The following is a 16,478-nucleotide window of genomic DNA, read 5'->3' as shown; positions in this document are numbered from 1 at the left end:
GCGTCACGGGCCTGCCGGCTCGACTCCGCGGGCGGGCGGCGCATCCGGAATTCCGGGTGACACAGAAGGAGGCGCGTGCGGCGGGCTCGGGAAAGCCCAGGGTGTTGCCGCACGCGCCTCGGCGGCATATGGGGGTTGCCGCCGGCGATCCACGGTCGGGGTCTCCGTGATCGCCAGGTCTGTGTTCGAGAGCGACACTACTAGCGGGTCGAGAGCGGATCGAGTGGCTCCCAGGGAGGCCGGGCCGCCTCGGCGGCGCCGGTGGTTCATTCGGAATTGCTTCTGCTGATCAGGCATTTCGCGGGCCGTCAAGCGCCGATCGAGCCTCGAACTTGAGGCGCAGCTGAGCCGATCTTGATCGAAACCTCAGGCAATCCTGCGCCAACGTCGAGCGGCGAAGACGGTCGGGCCTACTCTCGAAGGGTGCCCGACTCCTCCACACCACTTCGCAGGCTCGGATTCCTCACCATCGGCCTGTTCGATCCGGCCGACCCGGCGGCCGGCCACGAGGCGACACTCGAGATCATCGAGCACGGCGAACGGCTCGGGTTCGACAGCGCCTGGGTGCGTCAGCGGCACCTCCAGTACGGTATCTCATCGCCGACCGCCGTTCTCGCAGCCGCCACCCAGCGCACCAGCCGCATCGAGCTGGGCACCGCGGTGGTGCCCATCGGGGCGGAGAACCCGTTCCGGCTCGCCGAAGACTTCGGCACGGTCGACGTGCTCTCCCACGGGCGCCTCAACCCGGGTTTCTCGGCCGGCGTGCCGATGAACTTCGACAGCTACCGCGACGCCATCTACCCCATGACGGCCGAGCATGAAGATCTCGACTACGGCAGGTTGCTGCGGTTCCGCGACCTCGTGCGCGGCGAGATCGCGAGCGATTTCCAGGGAACCCAGGGCATCGAGGTGTTCGCGAACACGGTGCAGCCGCACGCGGCCGGGCTCTCCGAGCGCCTGTGGTACGGCGGCGGCAGTACGCGCTCGGCGGTGTGGGCGGGCTCGAACGGCTTCCATCTGCTGACCTCGAGCGTGGTGCAGGGCGAACTCGGTGACGACTTCGCCGAGAACCAGCTCGCCCAGGTGCGCGCCTACCGGGAGGCGGGGGGCTCCCGGGTCTCGCAGGGGCTCGTCGTCATCCCCACCGACTCCGCCACGCCGGCCCAGCGCGCCCGCTACGAGGAGTATGCCGCGAGCCGGTCGGCGCGGGTGGGGGTCCCCCACGGGCCGAAGCGGATGCTCTTCGCCCGCGACCTCCTCGGCGGCTCAGCCGAGATCGCCGACACCCTGCACTCCGACCCCGCCTTCCGCGAGATAGACGAGGTGGCGTTCGCGCTCCCCTTCTCCTTCGAGCACGACGATTACCTGCAGCTGCTCGGCGACATCGCCGAGCACCTCGGCCCCGCACTCGGCTGGCGCCCCGCGGCGGCGTGACGAGCCGCCGCCGTCACTCGTGACGAGCGGATGCGGATGTGCGCTCAGCGCTCCGACGTGCGGTTCTCGCCCACGGCCCTGATGCTGCGGAGCTCGTCGGCGAGCTCCGAGTCGGGCGTCGGCGCGATCGTCTCGAGCTCGTCGTCAGCGTGCTCCGAGCCGGAACCGGCGGCCGCACTGGAGGCATCGGTCGCCTGCCCGTCGCCAGCGCGCTCCGGCCCGGGGTCAGCGGCCGGATGCGGCTCGTCCGACGGGTGGGCAGCATCCGTGTCGTGGTGCTCGGTCATGCGCCGCGGCCCGTCTTCTGCTGCAGGCGGTCGATGTGCTCGGAGGCCTCGGCCTTCGTGAGGTCGGCCGGGAGCTCCTCCCCCGCCTCACGGGCCAGCGTGTCGAGGTAGCTCTTCTGCGGACCGGTCATCGGCTCGTCGCCCGTCACCCACTCGCTCGGGTCTTTGCTCGCCGGCTCCGCCGGATCGGGCCGCTCGCCACCGAGCGTCTCCTGCTGAGGCTCCTGGGCCTCCGCACCTTCCCCGGGCGCGGTCGCGAGGGCCTCGTCGCCCGCACCACCCGCGGTGGCCGGGTCGTACTGCTGGTCATTCTGCTGCTGGTCGTCGCTCATGCGGAGGAGCGTACGCCGCTCCCCTCTCCTCGCCAGGGGTTGCCGCCCCCGCGCGCTCGTGCCGCGCGCCCACGGCCCCCCATCGGGCCCCCACGAGTTTCTCGCGCACGAGGACCTCTCCACCCGCCACCCGAGACATTTCTCGCGGACAAAGTCCGTGATAACTGCGTTCTTCACGGACTTTGTCCGCAAGAACGTGCGGGGGCCCGAAGAGGTCGCGCGCTCAGGCGGTGCGGCGGAGGCGACGGTCCAGGGCCGGCACGAAGGCTGCGGACCACACACGGTAGCCACGGTCGTTGGGGTGGAAGAGGTCGCCAGCGAACTGGGTCGTCACGCCCCAGAGCCCCTGCCGCTCGGTGAGCGCGTGCAGCGGAACCACTTCGAGCCCCGCCCGGTCGGCCGCAGCCCGCAGCAGCCGGTTCGCCGCGCGGGCCCTCTTCTCTCCCGGCAGGAAGTAGAAGCTGGGGATGTCGGCGACCACAGCATCCGGAGCGAGCGCGGCGACACCCGTCAGCAGCCGCGCGATCTCGGTGCGGAAGCGCTCGGGGTCGAACTCGGCCATGTCGTTCGCACCGATGGCGACGGTCACGATGTCGGGTCGGCGACCGGATGCTCCCTCCGAGCCGTTCACGATGCGCTCGAGCTTCGGCAGCTGCAGCTCGAGGGCCTCGCGCAGGCGGGCTCCCGAGACGGCGAGGTTGATGACGCGCACGGGCCGGCCGGTGCGCTCGCCGAGGTGCCGGAACAGGAAGCCGACGTAGCCGTGGGAAGGCCGGCTCGCGCCGATGCCCTGGGCGGCGGAATCACCGATCGCGACGTAGAGAAGCTCGTTCTCGCGGAGTGGGCGGGAGGCCTGGTCACGCCAGAAGGAGGAGTGCACGGGGATGGCGTCGGAGAGCCGCCCGCGCCAGTGGTGCTGGCGGCGCGAGAGGTAGCTCGCCCAGGCGGCGATGCCGCCGGCGGCCGCGAGCGACGACGCCGCGACGGCGATCACTCGGGGTGCGCGCAAGCGGCGGGGCTTCGGGAAGGGGCTCGACCGGCGGGGCATGTCGCAACCCTATGACGGCCTGTGCCTTCTCCACAGGGCGCACAGCGCGCATCCGTCGTGCACAGGCGGTCGAGACCAGCGGATGCGCTGTGTGCGCCCGGTAGAATCGAGGCGCATCCCACCCCGCACTTCCAAGGAGCCTGGCCGCGTGAGCACTGCCGATACCGTCGAGAACGCCATCGCGACCCCCGACCGGGAACAGCCCTACGAGGCCCTCGGGCTGAAGAGCGACGAGTACGCCAAGATCAAGGAGATCCTCGGCCGGCGCCCCACGAGCGGCGAGCTCGCCATGTATTCGGTGATGTGGAGCGAGCACTGCTCGTACAAGTCGTCGAAGATCTATCTGCGGCAGTTCGGCCAGAAGGTCACCCCCGCCATGAAGAAGAACCTCATGGTCGGCATGGGCGAGAACGCCGGTGTCGTCGACGTGGGCGAGGGCTGGGCCGTCACCTTCAAGGTCGAGTCGCACAACCACCCCTCCTACATCGAGCCCTTCCAGGGCGCCGCCACCGGCGTCGGCGGCATCGTGCGCGACATCATCTCGATGGGTGCCCGCCCGGTCGCCGTGATGGATCAGCTGCGCTTCGGCAAGATCGACGAGCCCGACACCGCGCGCGTCGTGCACGGGGTCACGAGCGGCATCTCCTTCTACGGCAACTGCCTCGGCCTGCCGAACATCGGCGGCGAGACGTACTTCGACCCGGTGTACCAGGGCAACCCGCTGGTGAACGCGCTCTCGGTGGGTGTGCTGCGCCACGAAGACCTGCACCTCGCCAACGCCCGCGGCGTGGGCAACAAGGTCGTGCTGTTCGGGGCGCGCACCGGTGGCGACGGCATCGGCGGCGCCTCAATCCTCGCCTCCGACACCTTCTCCGCCGGCGGGCCCACCAAGCGCCCCGCTGTGCAGGTCGGCGACCCGTTCGCCGAGAAGGTGCTCATCGAATGCTGCCTCGAGCTGTTCGCGGGCGAGCTGGTCGAGGGCATCCAAGACCTCGGTGCCGCCGGAATCTCCTGCGCCACCAGCGAGCTCGCCTCCAACGGCGACGGCGGCATGTTCATCGAGCTCGACAAGGTGCTGCTGCGCGATCCGTCGCTCACCGCAGAAGAGATCCTCATGTCGGAGAGCCAGGAGCGCATGATGGCGGTGGTGAAGCCCGAGAAGCTCGAGGGCTTCCTCGCCGTCACCGCGAAGTGGGATGTGGAGACCAGCGTGCTCGGCGAGGTCACCGACACCGGGCGCCTCGTCATCAACTGGCACGGTGAAGAGATCGTCAACGTCGAGCCGCGCACCGTCGCGGTCGACGGGCCCGTGTACGAGCGGCCCGTCGCCTACCCGTCGTGGATCGACGAGCTTCAGGCCGACTCCGCATCCCGTCTTCCCCGCTCGAGCGACGGCGAGGCGCTTCGCGACGAGTTCCTCCGGGTCGTGGGCTCGCCGAACATGGCGTCGAAGGAGTGGATCACGAACCAGTACGACCGCTACGTGCTGGGCAACACGGCGCTGTCGTTCCCCGACGACGGTGGAATGATCCGCGTCGACGAGGAGTCGGGGCTCGGCTTCGCGCTCGCCTCCGACGCCAACGGGCGCTACTGCCAGCTCGACCCGTACCGCGGCGCGCAACTCGCGCTGGCCGAGGCCTACCGCAACGTCGCCGTCACCGGCGCCACCCCGGTCGCGGTCTCCGACTGCCTCAACTTCGGGTCGCCCGAGAACCCCGAGGTGATGTGGCAGTTCTCGAAGGCCGTCGAGGGGCTGGCCGACGGATGCCTCGAGCTCGAGATCCCGGTGACGGGCGGCAACGTGTCGTTCTACAACCAGACCGGGTCGCAGCCCATCCACCCCACGCCCGTGGTCGCCGTGCTCGGCGTGATCGACGACGTCGCCCGCCGTGTGCCCTCGGGGTGGCAAGACGAGGGGTCGAACCTGTACCTCCTCGGCACCACCCGTTCCGAGCTCGACGGCTCGGCCTGGGCCGGGGTGGTGCACGGGCACCTGGGTGGGCTCCCGCCCGAGGTGTCGCTGCCCGGCGAGGCCGCGCTCGGCGAGCTGCTGCGCGCCGGGGCCCTCGAGGGTCTCATCGACTCGGCGCACGACCTCTCCGACGGTGGGCTCGCGCAGACCCTCGCCGAGTCGGTGCTGCGCTTCGGCATCGGGGCGCGGGTATGGCTCGACGAGATCGTGGAGCGCGACGGCGTCTCGATCTCCGACGCGCTGTTCAGCGAGTCGACGGGGCGGGTGCTGGTGGCGGTCCCCCGCGAAGACGACGTCAAGTTCAAGGGCCTCGCTGCGGGCCGGGGCATCCCGCTGCTGCGCATCGGCGTCACCGACGCGCTCTCGGGCTCCCTCGAGGTGCAGGGCCTGTTCGAGGTGCCCATCCCCGAGCTCGCCGGCATCCACAGCGCCACCCTCCCCGACCACTTCGGCCCCGTCGTCGGCGGCTGACCCGCGCGCGCCCTGCGCGCCGAGTTGGTCGCGCAACCTGCTCCCGAAGCGCCCCAAGGGAGCACTCTGCGCGACCAACACACCTAGCGAGAGACCCCCGCAACTCGGAGCCACCCACCCACCCCCAGTTAGTCGCACAAACTGCCCCAAGCGCCCCGACGGAGCACTCTGCGCGACCAACACCCCGCACGACGTGCTCTCACAAGGTCGCGAGAGAGCACTTTGCGCGACCAATACCCGAGCGGGTGACCCGCTCAGGTCGACGCCACTCATCGGCATCGAGCTGGTCGCAGAAATTGCTCACACCAGGGCCCCAAGGGAGCGGTTCGCGCGACCGACGCGCGGGGTGAGCAGGGCGCGGGGCGCGCAGCGCCCGCTCGGGAGCGGGGGTGCGCTACGCGGCGGGGGTGGCGGGGGGCGTGTCGGCGTCGGCGGCGATGCGTTCGTGGTGGTGGATGACTTCGGCGACGATGAACCCGAGGAACTTCTCGGCGAAGGCCGGGTCGAGGTGCGACTCTTCGGCGAGGCCGCGCAGACGCTTGATCTGGCGAGCCTCACGGTCGAGATCGGCGGGCGGCAGCCCGTACTCGGCCTTGAGGCGCCCCACGGTCTGCGTGAACTTGAAGCGCTCGGCCAGCATGTGGATGAGGGCGGCGTCGATGTTGTCGATCGACTGGCGGATGCTCTCCAGCCGCTCGTAGACATCCGCACTGGTGTCGAAGCCCCCCGCGGGCGTTTTACGCTCGTCGTTCATAGGTAGAACTCTAGCCAGCTTCGCGCGGCGACTCCTGCGCGGAAGCCGTGCGCGCGGAGCGGCGGCCCGGCAGCCGCAGCCTGCCCTGCGCGAGCAGGATGCCGAGGAACACCAGAAGGGCCCCGAGCGGTGCGTTCCAGCTGAGGCTCTCCCCGAGCAGCACGATGCCGAGGAACACCCCCACCACCGGCGTGAGGTACGTGACGGTCGACGTGGCCGTCGGCCCCCACGCCCCCAGCACGTTCATGTACCAGTAATAGGCCACACCGGTGCCGAGCACACCGAGCAGCACCAGGCTGAGCACGATCGGCAGGTCGAGCACGATCGGCCCGAGGGCGACGAACGGGGTGAGCACGAGCAGGATGACCGCCCCCATGCCCACCTGCAGGAAGGCTGCTGTGAGGCCCGAGACCGGATGCCGCGCCGTGATGAACCGGCGGATGTAGCCGAAGGTGAACCCGTAGCAGACCGCCGAACCGAGGCACGCCAACTGGCCGGCGAGCTCGAACGCGAGATCGCCGTGGGCCGCCTGGTTCACCGCGAACGACCACGGACCGATGATGACGACCACCCCGACGATGCCGGCAACCACCCCGAGAACCCGCGAGCGGCCGAGCTTCTCGACCCGGAAGACCAGCGTCACCATGAGCGCTGTGGCGATGGGGGTGACGGCGTTGTAGATGCTCGCGAGCCCGGAGGTGACATACTGCTCGGCCCAGGCGAACAGGAGGAAGGGCACCGCGCATCCGAATGCCCCGATGACGACGAAGTGCAGGTAGACCGCGGGGGTTCGCGGCAGGCGGGTGCGGGTGACGAGCAGCAGCACAGCGAGGGTGAGGGTGCCGAGAACGAGTCGCGTCCATGCGACCTGCCCGAAGGAGAGGCCGTCGAGCGCTACTTTCATGAAGAGGAAGCTCGCACCCCAGATGAGGCCGAGCGCCGAGAATTGGAGGGCGACGGCGAGACGGTTCTTGGGCACTCTGTGAGGTTATCGCGAGCATCCGACACCGATGCTCGTGAAACGAGCGAGCGCCCCGGAGTGGCACTCCGAGGCGCTCGCGTGTCCGTTTCTCGACGGTGAGACGACGCGTCGACGAGCCGCCGGGATGACGTGTCGCCGAGACGCCGACCCGCTATTCGACGACCGAGAGCGTGACGTCGATGTTGCCGCGCGTGGCGTTGGAGTAGGGGCAGATGGTGTGCGCCTTCTCCGCGAGCTGACGAGCCTCGTCGGGGCTGACGTTCGGCACGTAGACGTCGAGCTCGACGGCGAGACCGAAACCGCCCTCGCCGTTGCTGCCGATGGAGACGCTCGCCGAGACGCCGGCGTCGGTGGTGTCGAGCTTCAGCTCGCGACCCGCCGCGTGCAGAGCGCCGAGGAAGCAGGCGGAGTAGCCCGCCGCGAACAGTTGCTCGGGGTTCGTGCCCTCGCCCGAGCCGCCCATCTCTTTCGGGGGGCGGGTGTCGAAGTCGAGGCGGTCGTCTTCGCTGCGGACGTGTCCGTCACGGCCTCCACCGGAGGCGTGGGCGATTGCGGTGTAGATGGCTTCCATGGTTCTAGTTGATCACTTCCGGCCGCCGTCGGCCAAGCTCACAGGCACTCCCCCGCCTTGATTCGCCACACGTTCAGCAAGCGACTCGCGGATGGCGGGCCACTCGTCGACGATGATCGAGAACACGGCCGAGTCGCGCCAGCTGCCGTCTGCCCGCGGCACGTCGCGGCGGCTGATGCCCTCGAAGGTGGCGCCGAGCCGTGCGATGGCAGCGCGGGAGCGGGCGTTCAGCACGTCGGCCTGGATCTTCACCCGCCCGAAACCGTGGTCGAAGGCGAGCCCGAGCAGCAGCAGCTTCGCCTCGGGGTTCACGACGGTGCCCCAGACGCGGGGGTCGTAGGCGGTCCAGCCGAGGTGGGCGTACTCGAGTCGCTCGTTCAGGTCGCCGAGAGTGGAGGTGCCGACCAGCACGCCGTCGTCGGGTCCACCGACGAGACGGATGGCGTAGGCGTTGCCGCCTGACCACTGGTAGTAGCCCTCGGCCCAGGCGACGAAGTCGTCGACGTCGGCGCGGTAGCCGGCGGGCCCTCCCCCGTACCCGCCCGCGAACACCTCGGGCCGGCCGATGGCGGCATGGAGCTCGGGGAGCAGTTCGCGGGTGAGGGGCTCGAGGCGGATGTAGCGACCGGTGAGGATGCTCGGCTCGGGTGAGATGGCGACCATGCTTCGAGTCTCGCACTTGCGAGGGCGCGGCTGCGCCGGCGCGCCCCCGCCCGACTCGCGCCCCGCCCCGCGGCGCGGCTGGCCCCGCCCCGCGGCTGGCCCCACCCCGCGCCGCCGCCCCGCGGCTGGCCCCACCCTGCGGCTGGCGCCGCCGCGGAGCTGTGCCACGATGGTGCCATGGGCAGCGCAGCCATGTTCTTCCACTCCGCCTCAGCGTTCCACGAGCTGGTGGCGGCCATCGGCGACGACCAGTGGGAGCGCCCGGCCCTCGGCGACTGGACGCTGCGCTCCCTCGTCGGCCACACCACCCGCGCCATCCTCACGGTGGAGAGCTACCTCCAGCTCGACGACCCCGGCTTCCCCACCGTGTCGAACGCCGAGGGCTACTATGCGCGGGTCTACCGCGACCTCACCGATCCCGAGGCGGTTGCCGCCCGCGGCGTGGAGGCGGGGATCTGGCTGGGCGACGACCCGGCCCAGGCCGTCGGCGACGCCCTCGTGCGCGCGATGGCGCTCGTCGACACCGCCCCACCCGAGCGCATCGTGTCGATCGGCGGCCTCGGCATCGAGCTCGGCGAGTACCTGCGCACACGCGTGTTCGAGCTCGTGGTGCACTCGATCGACATCTCCCGCGCCACGGGCCTCCCCCACGGGCAGCCCTCCGAGAGCGTGAGGGCGACGCTCGAGCTCGCTGCCGGTGTCGCGGCGGCGAAGGGCGACGCCGAGGTGCTGCTGCTCGCTCTCACGGGCCGAGGCGAGCTCCCCGCCGGCTACTCGGTGGTCTGACCGAGCGCGCGCACCACGGCACGCAGCGCCTCGACCGCCGACGCACGTTCGGTGTCGGGCAGCGCGCCGAACAGCTCACGCTCGCGCGCCAGCAGCTCGGGGAACACCCCGTCGATGAGTTCGCATCCCTCGTCGGTGAGCCGGATGAACGCCCCCCGACCGTCGACCGGGTTCGGCGACCGCACGACAAGGCCTCGCTGCTCGAGCGCCTTCAGCCGTTTGGTGATGGCGGGCCCGCTGGCGAGCGAGACGGTGCGCAGCTCTCCGGGCGACCGCGGCCCGCCGGCGCGCCGGAGCGCGGAGAGCACGTCGAACTCGCCGCGGGTGAGGTCGTAGCGGGCGAGGAAGTCGTCGCCGGCCCGGGTGACGACCGCCGCGCTGCGGAGGATGCGCCCGGTGAGCTCGATCACCTCGGTCTCGAACTCGGGATGCAGCGCCGCCCAGTCGGCACGGATGCGATCCACGTCGTCGGGCTGGCGGGGGCTGCCGTGACTCATGCGGCAACCGTACACTAGTTCACGAGTAAACTATCTCGGATGACCACCTCGACGACCCGCACCTCTGTGCGTTCCGCACTGCCGCATCCGCGCCGTCTGGTCGAGTTCGGGCCGCACGGGGGCGCCCATCGGGTCGCGGTGCGGGCCGGCGTCGCGATGGCGGTTCCGCTCGTTGGGCTGCAGCTCACGGGCCACATCGATCTCGCGCTGTACGCGGTGTTCGGCGCGTTCACCGCACTGTACGGGCGCGCGCACACGCACCTCGCACGACTCCAGATGCAGGCCGCGGCCGGGGCGGCCCTCGTCACCTGCGTGGTGATCGGCACGGCGATCGGGGCCTCCGTCGCGCGGGAGTGGATCGTGGTGCCGGTTGCGGCAGTGGTGGCCGGGGTGGCGACGATCGTCTCTGACGCGCTCGACTGGCACCCGCCCGGCGCACTGTTCTTCGTGTTCGCGCTTGCCGCGTGCGCGTCGGTTCCGGCCGAAGCCTCGCGCATCCCGGTGGCGCTGGCCCTCGCGGCGGCGAGCGCGCTGGTGGCGATGGCGGTGTCGACTGCCGGTCTCGTGCGCCCGGCAGCGCGGGAGCGGGCGCGAGCGGCGAGGGAGTCGCGGTCGCACACGGCCGCGGGCTCGCGAGCGCACGCCGCGGCGGGGTCGCGGGTGCGCGCCGCGGCGGCGCAGGAGCGGGCGCGAGCGGCCAGCGAGTCCCGGGCACACGCGGCGGCGGCGCGGGAGCGGGCGCGAGCGGCGACCGAGTCCCGGGCACACGAGGCGGCGAGGTCGCGAGCGCGCGCTGCGGCGGCGCGGGAGCGGGTGGCGACGCGGTTCGGCGGGTTGTTCGCGGCGGCCATCGCGCGACCGCACGAGCTCGGCAGGGTGGCGGCGATCGCTGTGGCGGTGCTCGTGGCGGGGGCGATTCCCACGGCGACGGGGCTGGGGCATCCGTACTGGGCGATGGTGTCGGCGGTCGCAGCGCTGGGAGCCGCCGATGTGGCGGGGCACCTCGTGCGCGCCGGGCACCGCGTCGGAGGCACCTTGCTCGGGGTTGGTCTCGCGGCGGTGCTGCTCGCGGTGAGCTCGTCGCCCGTGGTGCTCATCGCGTTCGTGGTGCTGCTGCAGGTGGCGGCCGAGCTGTTCGTGATGCGCAACTACGGACTCACGATGGTGTTCGTGACGCCGCTCGCGCTCATCATGGCGCAGCTCGCGCACCCCGGAGACGAGTGGGCGCTGCTGCGCGACCGCACCCTCGAGACACTCCTCGGTGCGGCGGTCGGCGTCGCGGTGAGCGTCGCGCTGGCCACGCTGCGCGCGCGGCGCGCGGCGGCGGAGCGGCCGAGCGCCTAGGCGGGATGTGACCCCACGCTTCTTGCGGATGAAGTCCGTCCGAACGCACATCCCGACGGACTTTGTCCGCAAGAAAAAGGACTCGCCGACGGAGTCTCACGCGATTCTCACGGGAAAAGTCCGTGAAGAACGAGGTCTTCACGGACTTTTCGCGGGAGAACCGCCCGGCAGGGTGTGGGGCCGGGCGGAAGCGCGCGGCCGGTGCCCTACTCGAGCAGGTCGTGACGGGTGACGATGGCGTCGCGGTCGGGGCCGACGCCGATGGCGGAGATGCGCGATCCGCTCATCTCCTCGATCGCCAGCACGTAGCGCTGCGCGGCGGCGGGGAGGTCTTCGAAGCGCCGCACACCGGTGATGTCTTCCGACCAGCCCTCGAACTCCTCGTAGATGGGCTGCGCGTGGTGGAAGTCGCTCTGCGACACGGGCACCTCGTCGACTCGCACGCCGTCGACGTCGTAGGCGACACAGACGGGGATGCGCTCGAGACCCGTGAGCACGTCGAGCTTCGTGAGCACGAAGTCGGTGACGCCGTTGATGCGTGCGGTGTAGCGGGCGATCGGCGCGTCGTACCAGCCGGTGCGGCGCGGTCGACCTGTGGTGGTGCCGAACTCGAAGCCCTTCGAGCGCAGGAACTCGCCCGACTCGTCGAACAGCTCGGTGGGGAACGGGCCCGCGCCGACGCGCGTGGTGTACGCCTTCACGACGGCGATGACCCGGTCGATGCGGTTGGGCGCGACACCCGAACCGGTGGCGGCACCGCCCGAGGTGGCGTTCGAGGAGGTGACGAACGGGTAGGTGCCGTGATCGACGTCGAGCATGGTGGCCTGGCCGCCCTCGAACAGCACGGTCTTGCCGTCGCGGAGAGCGCGGTCGAGCACCAGCGAGGTGTCGGCCACCATGGGGCGGAGGCGCTCGGTGTACGACAGCAGGTCGTCGATGACCTGGTCGGCGAGCACGGCCCGCCGGTTGTAGACCTTCACCAGCACGTGGTTCTTGAGATCGAGGGCCGCCTCGACCTTCTGCCGCAGGATGCCCTCGTCGAAGAGGTCTTGGATGCGGATGCCGACCCGGTTGATCTTGTCGGCGTAGGCCGGCCCGATCCCGCGCCCGGTGGTGCCGATCTGCCGCTTGCCCAGGAAGCGTTCGGTGACCTTGTCGAGGGTGCGGTGGTAGGCGGTGATGACGTGCGCGTTCGCCGAGACCAGCAGACGCGACACGTCGACCCCGCGGGACCCGAGCGCCTCGAGCTCGTGGAACAGCACCTCGACGTCGACGACGACACCGTTGGCGATGACCGGGGTGACGCCCGGGGTGAGGATGCCGGAGGGCAGCAGGTGCAGGGCGTACTTCTTGTCGCCCACCACCACCGTGTGGCCGGCGTTGTTGCCGCCGTTGAACTTGACGACGTAGTCGACACGGCTGCCGAGCAGGTCGGTGGCCTTACCCTTGCCCTCGTCGCCCCACTGGGCGCCGATCAGGACGATCGCTGGCATGTGGATTCCCTCCGGAAGCGGATCGAGGTTCCGATGTCAGTGTCCGGCGAGGGTGCCGGTTGACAGTCGATTCTATCGTGCGGTGGTCTCGGCGCCCCGGATGTGGGCCACGCCTGGGGAATCAGGATGCGCATCCGCTGGTTGTGGAGAACATGCCCGAGCTCCATCTCACGCTCTACTCGTCGAGCTTCTGCGGGGCGTGCAGCAGCACGCGCGCGACCGTGGAGCGCGTCGCGGAGCTCGTCGGCGACCGCCTCGACTGGAACGAGGTGAACGTCGCCGACGCCCCCGACGAGAGCGAGGCGAGCGGCATCGTCACCACGCCCACCGTCGTCATCACCGGCGCCGACGGGGCCGAGCTGATGCGCGCCTCCGGCGTGCCCACGACCCCCCAGCTCCTCTCCGCCGTGGCTGCCGCCCTCCCCTGACCCGCGCCGCCCGCCGCGCGGCGACGATGATGAGCGGCCGGAGTCCGTCAGGCGGCGGGGAGGAGCATCGACGGGGTGCCGAGGGCCAGCCGGTGGGTGATTCCCGCGGAGAGGCCGGTGACGAGGTCGAGGGCGTGCGTGGTGACCTCGTTCGAGCCCTGGTGGGCGATGTGGAGCAGGGCGCCGCCGACGACGTGGTGTCGCGGGATCGCCCCGCCGCTCGCGAACTCGCCCGCCCTCACCAGCTCGCCGTCGGGCGAGGAGCGGCGGAGCACCGCGATGACGTCGCTCCCGCGCACGCCCGCGTAGAGCAGGCGCCCGTCGGCCGAGGCGCACAGATGGGCGGCGGTGTCGCCGGGGCGAGGGCCGCCCTCGCGGAGGGCGAGACGCTGCGCGATCCGGTACCCGCCGTCGGAGGGCTCCAGCACGACCGCCTCGCACGAGTACTCGGTCACCACGATGAGGCGGGGGCCGTCGGCGACGAGGTGGCGGGGGCCGCTGCCGAACGGCAGGGCGGTCGAGCCGAGCACCACGGGCGCGCCGTCGACCAACTCGATCTCCCGCAGCAGGTCGAACCCGAGGTCGGTCACCACGAAGCGCGTCGCCGACACCCAGTGCACGAAGTGCGCGCGGCTGCCCGGCTCGAGGCCGAACGGCGGCGGTGTCTCGCGTCGCGCGCCGGCGTGCGGGTCGACGACGGGTGCGACCGCCAGCGGCACCCCCGGCAGCCCGTCGTCGCCGAGCGGGTAGACGAGCACAGCCCCGTCGCCCCAGCACGCCGCGGCGAGATACGCGGCGTCGGGCGACACCGCCACGTGGCACACCAGCGGCCCCGCCGGCTGCGACGCCACCGCCGTGAGCGCCACGGGGTCGGGCGACTCGATCCGGTGCGCGGTGACCGTGCCGGCCACCTCGTCGGCCGAGTACACGAGGGGCAGCACGGGGTGCCGCGCCAGGAAGCTCGGCGAGCTCCACGGATGCACGGGCCCGGCCAGCCGCAGACCGGTCACCTCCGAAGACACCACCCGGGCGATGCCCTCAGCGTGCCCGCCCGCATCGCTCGTGTATCCGCCCACCCAGAAGGCGCTCTCGTGGTCGTCGGTCATCGAGGGGCATCCTCCAGTCGCAGCACGTAGAGCGCGTCGCCGAGGAATTCGGGCTGCTCCACCCGGAGGCCGGCGTCGACCGCGGTGGTGCGCACCGCATCCGTCTGCCTCCGTTCGAGATCGTAGACGGCGATCGACGCGACCGGGCGGTCGAGCCGGAGGGTGAGGGCGAAGGGTTCGGGGGCGTAGACCACGACGGTGTCGCCGACGCGACCCGCCACGGCGCCCGACGGCTCGGGCTCGAGCAGCGAGGGGTCTTCGACCAGCCCGAACAGGTTCTCGGCTTCGACGACCCGACGCACGAAGGCGGCGTCGAAGGCCCCCTCGAAGCCCGCCGCGACCGAGAACGGGAACGGGGTGCCGTGCACGGCCTCCGCCGTGAACGACGCTTCGCGCCGGTGCCACGACCAGACGCCGTGCGCGCCGTACCCGAGCCCGGCGCTCGCACCGGCCACCACGCCCGTCCAGCTGGCACGGCGCACGTCGGCCCGGCGGTGGCGGGAGGCACCGGCGAAGCGGCCGAGGCCCTCGTAGCACGGCTCGAGGTTCACGACGGGGCGCTCGACGTCGAGGGCGCGGTAGTAGCGGGTGAGGTCGGCAGGCAGCGTGTCCCAGGCTTCGTTGTGACCCGACTGCAGGCCGTGCAGGTCGATGAGCGGGCCGTCGGCCACCTCTTTCGGCATGCGCGCGGTGGGCGTGTCGTGCCAGGTGATGAGCGCATCCGGGGCCTCCTCGCGCACGACGCGCGCCGCCAGCGAGTAGCGCTCGATCGCCTCGGCGTCGTTCAGGTCGTCGTCGCCCGAGATCGCGAACACCGGGTCGAAGCGACCGAAGGTGCGCACGGCGCGTCGCACGTAGTCGACGGTCTGCTGCTCGGTGAGCACATGGTCGGGGGTGAGGCCGGCACCCCAGGTGCCGGGCACGAAGTTGTTCCAGAGCAGCACCAGGATCGGCGTGAGACCGTGCTCGCGCGCTTGTTCGAGCACCCACTCGGCGTGGCTCCAGAAGTCGGCGTCACCCCCTCCGAAGTCGACGGCACCGTCGGTGATGGCGAACGGGCTGCGGGCGGCGTCGGAGCGGTCGTGGGCGATGGGCAGCACGCTGATGAGTAGAGCATTGAAGCCCTGCCGACGACGGAGCTCGAGATGGTCGAGCCATTCCGCGTCGGTGGGCGAGGTGAACGCCGCCCAGGTGGTGTCGGCGAGGAGGAAGCGATGCTCGCCGTCGGCGAGGAGGCTTCGGTGGTCGGGGGCGATGCTCCAGCGGGTCATTCGTCGTCCTTTCGGGGGAGTCGTTCGGGTGTGTCGTTCACGGGAGTCGTTCGGGGGTTCAGGGGTTTCGGAGAGCGTTAGGGTGGTCTGGTCTGCGCGTCTGGCGTGCGAGGAACGGGAGCCGAGAGTGGTCGACGAGAGCACCGGAACCCCCGAGCGTTCGGGGGTGAAGTCGTCGTTGCGCACGCTCGAGATCCTCGAGCTGCTCGCCTCCGACGACCAGCGCCGCACCATCACCTCGATCGCCCGCGAGCTCGGCAGCCCCAAGTCGAGCGTGCACAGCATCGTGCACACCATGGCCGACCGCGGCTGGCTGCAGGTGAGCGCCGACGGCACCCGGTACGGGCTCGGCATCCGCTCGCTGCTCGCGGGAACCTCGTACATCGAGACCGACGACGTGGTCACACTCACCCGCGGAACCCTCGATGCCGTCGCCGAACGCACGGGCGAGACCGTTCACCTCGGGCGGCTCGACGGGGCCGACGTGGTGTACCTCGCCAAGCGCGAGTCGGTGCATCCGCTGCGCCTGTACTCGGCGGTGGGGCGCCGGCTTCCCGCCCATGCCACCGCCCTCGGCAAGGCGCTGCTGGCGCAGCTCGAGCCCCAGGCGGTCGACGCCGCGCTCGGCCCGGGGCCGCTCCGGGCGCTCACTCCCGCCACCATCACCGACAGAGCGCGGCTCGACGACGAGCTCGCCTCGGTGCGCGAGGCCGGCATCGCTCACGATCGCGGCGAGAACAGCGCGGGAATCTCGTGCTTCGCGGTGGCGATCGGCAGGGGCTCGTCGCTGAACGCGATCAGCTGCTCGCTCCCGGATGCGCGGCTCACCGACGCGCACCGCGACGAGATCGTGACGGCGCTTTCCGAAGGGGCGCGCGAGGCGGACTCGCTGCTCAGCCGCTTCGGGGCCTGAGACCGCCCGCGAGCACGGCGGCGCCGCGGGGGCCGACGGCGGTGCGTACGCCCACGCGCCCTCGCCCGAGCGCTCGCGCGCGCGCATCCGCGACTCCCTTGACACTCTCCTGCGCCTTTCGTATCG

General features: G+C 71.3%; 17 protein-coding genes. 6 read left to right on the top strand and 11 right to left on the bottom strand.

Annotated elements, in window-relative coordinates; genetic code table 11:
- Positions 1-423: 423 nt before the first annotated feature.
- Entirely contained in the window at positions 424-1,434 is a 1,011-nt protein-coding gene (locus tag ABFY20_RS02225) for an LLM class flavin-dependent oxidoreductase (RefSeq protein ID WP_368498325.1), read from the top strand.
- Between the two features lie 44 nt (positions 1,435-1,478).
- Here the strand turns inward: ABFY20_RS02225 and ABFY20_RS02220 are convergent, their stop codons facing one another.
- The 3 genes from ABFY20_RS02220 to ABFY20_RS02210 form a co-directional block, all read right to left on the bottom strand.
- Positions 1,479-1,721: a hypothetical protein gene (locus ABFY20_RS02220; RefSeq protein ID WP_368498324.1), complete on the bottom strand. Its 243-nt coding sequence runs from the start codon at positions 1,719-1,721 to the stop codon at positions 1,479-1,481.
- Positions 1,718-2,053: a DUF3072 domain-containing protein gene (locus tag ABFY20_RS02215; RefSeq protein WP_368498323.1), complete on the bottom strand. Its 336-nt coding sequence runs from the start codon at positions 2,051-2,053 to the stop codon at positions 1,718-1,720. Before ABFY20_RS02215 ends, ABFY20_RS02220 begins: the two co-directional genes overlap by 4 nt.
- 223 nt (positions 2,054-2,276) lie before the next feature.
- Positions 2,277-3,101 (bottom strand): SGNH/GDSL hydrolase family protein, encoded by an 825-nt coding sequence (locus ABFY20_RS02210; RefSeq protein ID WP_368498322.1) that lies wholly within the window; start codon positions 3,099-3,101, stop codon positions 2,277-2,279.
- 148 nt (positions 3,102-3,249) lie between these two features.
- Between ABFY20_RS02210 and purL the strand changes: the two genes are divergently transcribed.
- A complete protein-coding gene (gene purL, locus ABFY20_RS02205; protein ID WP_368498321.1) occupies positions 3,250-5,544 on the top strand; it encodes a phosphoribosylformylglycinamidine synthase subunit PurL in 2,295 nt (764 codons plus the stop codon).
- A 394-nt stretch (positions 5,545-5,938) separates the two neighbouring features.
- Here the strand turns inward: purL and ABFY20_RS02200 are convergent, their stop codons facing one another.
- The 4 genes from ABFY20_RS02200 to ABFY20_RS02185 form a co-directional block, all read right to left on the bottom strand.
- Positions 5,939-6,298 (bottom strand): chorismate mutase, encoded by a 360-nt coding sequence (locus ABFY20_RS02200; RefSeq protein WP_368498320.1) that lies wholly within the window; start codon positions 6,296-6,298, stop codon positions 5,939-5,941.
- A gap of 10 nt (positions 6,299-6,308) precedes the next feature.
- Positions 6,309-7,277 (bottom strand): DMT family transporter, encoded by a 969-nt coding sequence (locus ABFY20_RS02195; RefSeq protein WP_368498319.1) that lies wholly within the window; start codon positions 7,275-7,277, stop codon positions 6,309-6,311.
- A 154-nt stretch (positions 7,278-7,431) separates the two neighbouring features.
- Entirely contained in the window at positions 7,432-7,851 is a 420-nt protein-coding gene (locus ABFY20_RS02190) for an organic hydroperoxide resistance protein (protein WP_368498318.1), read from the bottom strand.
- A gap of 12 nt (positions 7,852-7,863) precedes the next feature.
- Positions 7,864-8,514 carry a GNAT family N-acetyltransferase gene (locus ABFY20_RS02185; RefSeq protein ID WP_368498317.1) on the bottom strand — a complete coding sequence of 217 codons (651 nt, stop codon included), beginning with the start codon at positions 8,512-8,514 and terminating at the stop codon, positions 7,864-7,866.
- A gap of 177 nt (positions 8,515-8,691) precedes the next feature.
- On the opposite strand from ABFY20_RS02185, the gene ABFY20_RS02180 reads away from it, so the two are divergent.
- Positions 8,692-9,300 carry a maleylpyruvate isomerase family mycothiol-dependent enzyme gene (locus ABFY20_RS02180; RefSeq protein ID WP_368498316.1) on the top strand — a complete coding sequence of 203 codons (609 nt, stop codon included), beginning with the start codon at positions 8,692-8,694 and terminating at the stop codon, positions 9,298-9,300.
- Here the strand turns inward: ABFY20_RS02180 and ABFY20_RS02175 are convergent.
- Positions 9,285-9,797 (bottom strand): MarR family winged helix-turn-helix transcriptional regulator, encoded by a 513-nt coding sequence (locus ABFY20_RS02175; protein WP_368498315.1) that lies wholly within the window; start codon positions 9,795-9,797, stop codon positions 9,285-9,287. The genes ABFY20_RS02180 and ABFY20_RS02175 overlap by 16 nt on opposite strands.
- A 39-nt stretch (positions 9,798-9,836) precedes the next feature.
- On the opposite strand from ABFY20_RS02175, the gene ABFY20_RS02170 reads away from it, so the two are divergent.
- Positions 9,837-11,141 (top strand): FUSC family protein, encoded by a 1,305-nt coding sequence (locus tag ABFY20_RS02170; RefSeq protein ID WP_368498314.1) that lies wholly within the window; start codon positions 9,837-9,839, stop codon positions 11,139-11,141.
- A 206-nt stretch (positions 11,142-11,347) separates the two neighbouring features.
- Here the strand turns inward: ABFY20_RS02170 and ABFY20_RS02165 are convergent, their stop codons facing one another.
- Positions 11,348-12,634, bottom strand: coding sequence for an adenylosuccinate synthase (locus ABFY20_RS02165; protein ID WP_368498313.1), 1,287 nt, complete (start codon positions 12,632-12,634; stop codon positions 11,348-11,350).
- Between the two features lie 152 nt (positions 12,635-12,786).
- On the opposite strand from ABFY20_RS02165, the gene ABFY20_RS02160 reads away from it, so the two are divergent.
- Positions 12,787-13,062, top strand: a complete 276-nt coding sequence (locus ABFY20_RS02160; RefSeq protein WP_368498312.1) for a thioredoxin domain-containing protein — start codon at positions 12,787-12,789, stop codon at positions 13,060-13,062.
- A 47-nt stretch (positions 13,063-13,109) separates the two neighbouring features.
- Here the strand turns inward: ABFY20_RS02160 and ABFY20_RS02155 are convergent, their stop codons facing one another.
- Together ABFY20_RS02155 and ABFY20_RS02150 are read right to left on the bottom strand one after the other, a co-directional pair.
- Entirely contained in the window at positions 13,110-14,168 is a 1,059-nt protein-coding gene (locus ABFY20_RS02155) for a lactonase family protein (protein WP_368498311.1), read from the bottom strand.
- Positions 14,165-15,439, bottom strand: coding sequence for a DUF4038 domain-containing protein (locus tag ABFY20_RS02150; protein WP_368498310.1), 1,275 nt, complete (start codon positions 15,437-15,439; stop codon positions 14,165-14,167). Before ABFY20_RS02150 ends, ABFY20_RS02155 begins: the two co-directional genes overlap by 4 nt.
- A gap of 127 nt (positions 15,440-15,566) precedes the next feature.
- Between ABFY20_RS02150 and ABFY20_RS02145 the strand changes: the two genes are divergently transcribed.
- Positions 15,567-16,352: an IclR family transcriptional regulator gene (locus ABFY20_RS02145; RefSeq protein ID WP_368498309.1), complete on the top strand. Its 786-nt coding sequence runs from the start codon at positions 15,567-15,569 to the stop codon at positions 16,350-16,352.
- Positions 16,353-16,478 lie beyond the last annotated feature (126 nt).

This window comes from Herbiconiux sp. A18JL235, assembly GCF_040939305.1.
In the GTDB taxonomy this organism is placed as follows: Bacteria; Actinomycetota; Actinomycetes; order Actinomycetales; family Microbacteriaceae; genus Herbiconiux.
This window is presented reverse-complemented; position numbering and strand designations above follow the sequence as displayed.

Excerpts from the sequence above, each read along its gene's own strand:
- ABFY20_RS02160 (WP_368498312.1), top strand. The coding sequence starts at position 12,787 with ATGCCCGAGCTCCATCTCACGCTCTACTCGTCGAGCTTCTGCGGGGCG.
- ABFY20_RS02150 (WP_368498310.1), bottom strand. The coding sequence starts at position 15,439 with ATGACCCGCTGGAGCATCGCCCCCGACCACCGAAGCCTCCTCGCCGAC.
- ABFY20_RS02215 (WP_368498323.1), bottom strand. The coding sequence starts at position 2,053 with ATGAGCGACGACCAGCAGCAGAATGACCAGCAGTACGACCCGGCCACC.
- ABFY20_RS02185 (WP_368498317.1), bottom strand. The coding sequence starts at position 8,514 with ATGGTCGCCATCTCACCCGAGCCGAGCATCCTCACCGGTCGCTACATC.
- ABFY20_RS02210 (WP_368498322.1), bottom strand. The coding sequence starts at position 3,101 with ATGCCCCGCCGGTCGAGCCCCTTCCCGAAGCCCCGCCGCTTGCGCGCA.
- ABFY20_RS02220 (WP_368498324.1), bottom strand. The coding sequence starts at position 1,721 with ATGACCGAGCACCACGACACGGATGCTGCCCACCCGTCGGACGAGCCG.
- ABFY20_RS02200 (WP_368498320.1), bottom strand. The coding sequence starts at position 6,298 with ATGAACGACGAGCGTAAAACGCCCGCGGGGGGCTTCGACACCAGTGCG.
- ABFY20_RS02175 (WP_368498315.1), bottom strand. The coding sequence starts at position 9,797 with ATGAGTCACGGCAGCCCCCGCCAGCCCGACGACGTGGATCGCATCCGT.
- ABFY20_RS02180 (WP_368498316.1), top strand. The coding sequence starts at position 8,692 with ATGGGCAGCGCAGCCATGTTCTTCCACTCCGCCTCAGCGTTCCACGAG.
- ABFY20_RS02165 (WP_368498313.1), bottom strand. The coding sequence starts at position 12,634 with ATGCCAGCGATCGTCCTGATCGGCGCCCAGTGGGGCGACGAGGGCAAG.
- ABFY20_RS02155 (WP_368498311.1), bottom strand. The coding sequence starts at position 14,168 with ATGACCGACGACCACGAGAGCGCCTTCTGGGTGGGCGGATACACGAGC.
- ABFY20_RS02170 (WP_368498314.1), top strand. The coding sequence starts at position 9,837 with ATGACCACCTCGACGACCCGCACCTCTGTGCGTTCCGCACTGCCGCAT.
- ABFY20_RS02190 (WP_368498318.1), bottom strand. The coding sequence starts at position 7,851 with ATGGAAGCCATCTACACCGCAATCGCCCACGCCTCCGGTGGAGGCCGT.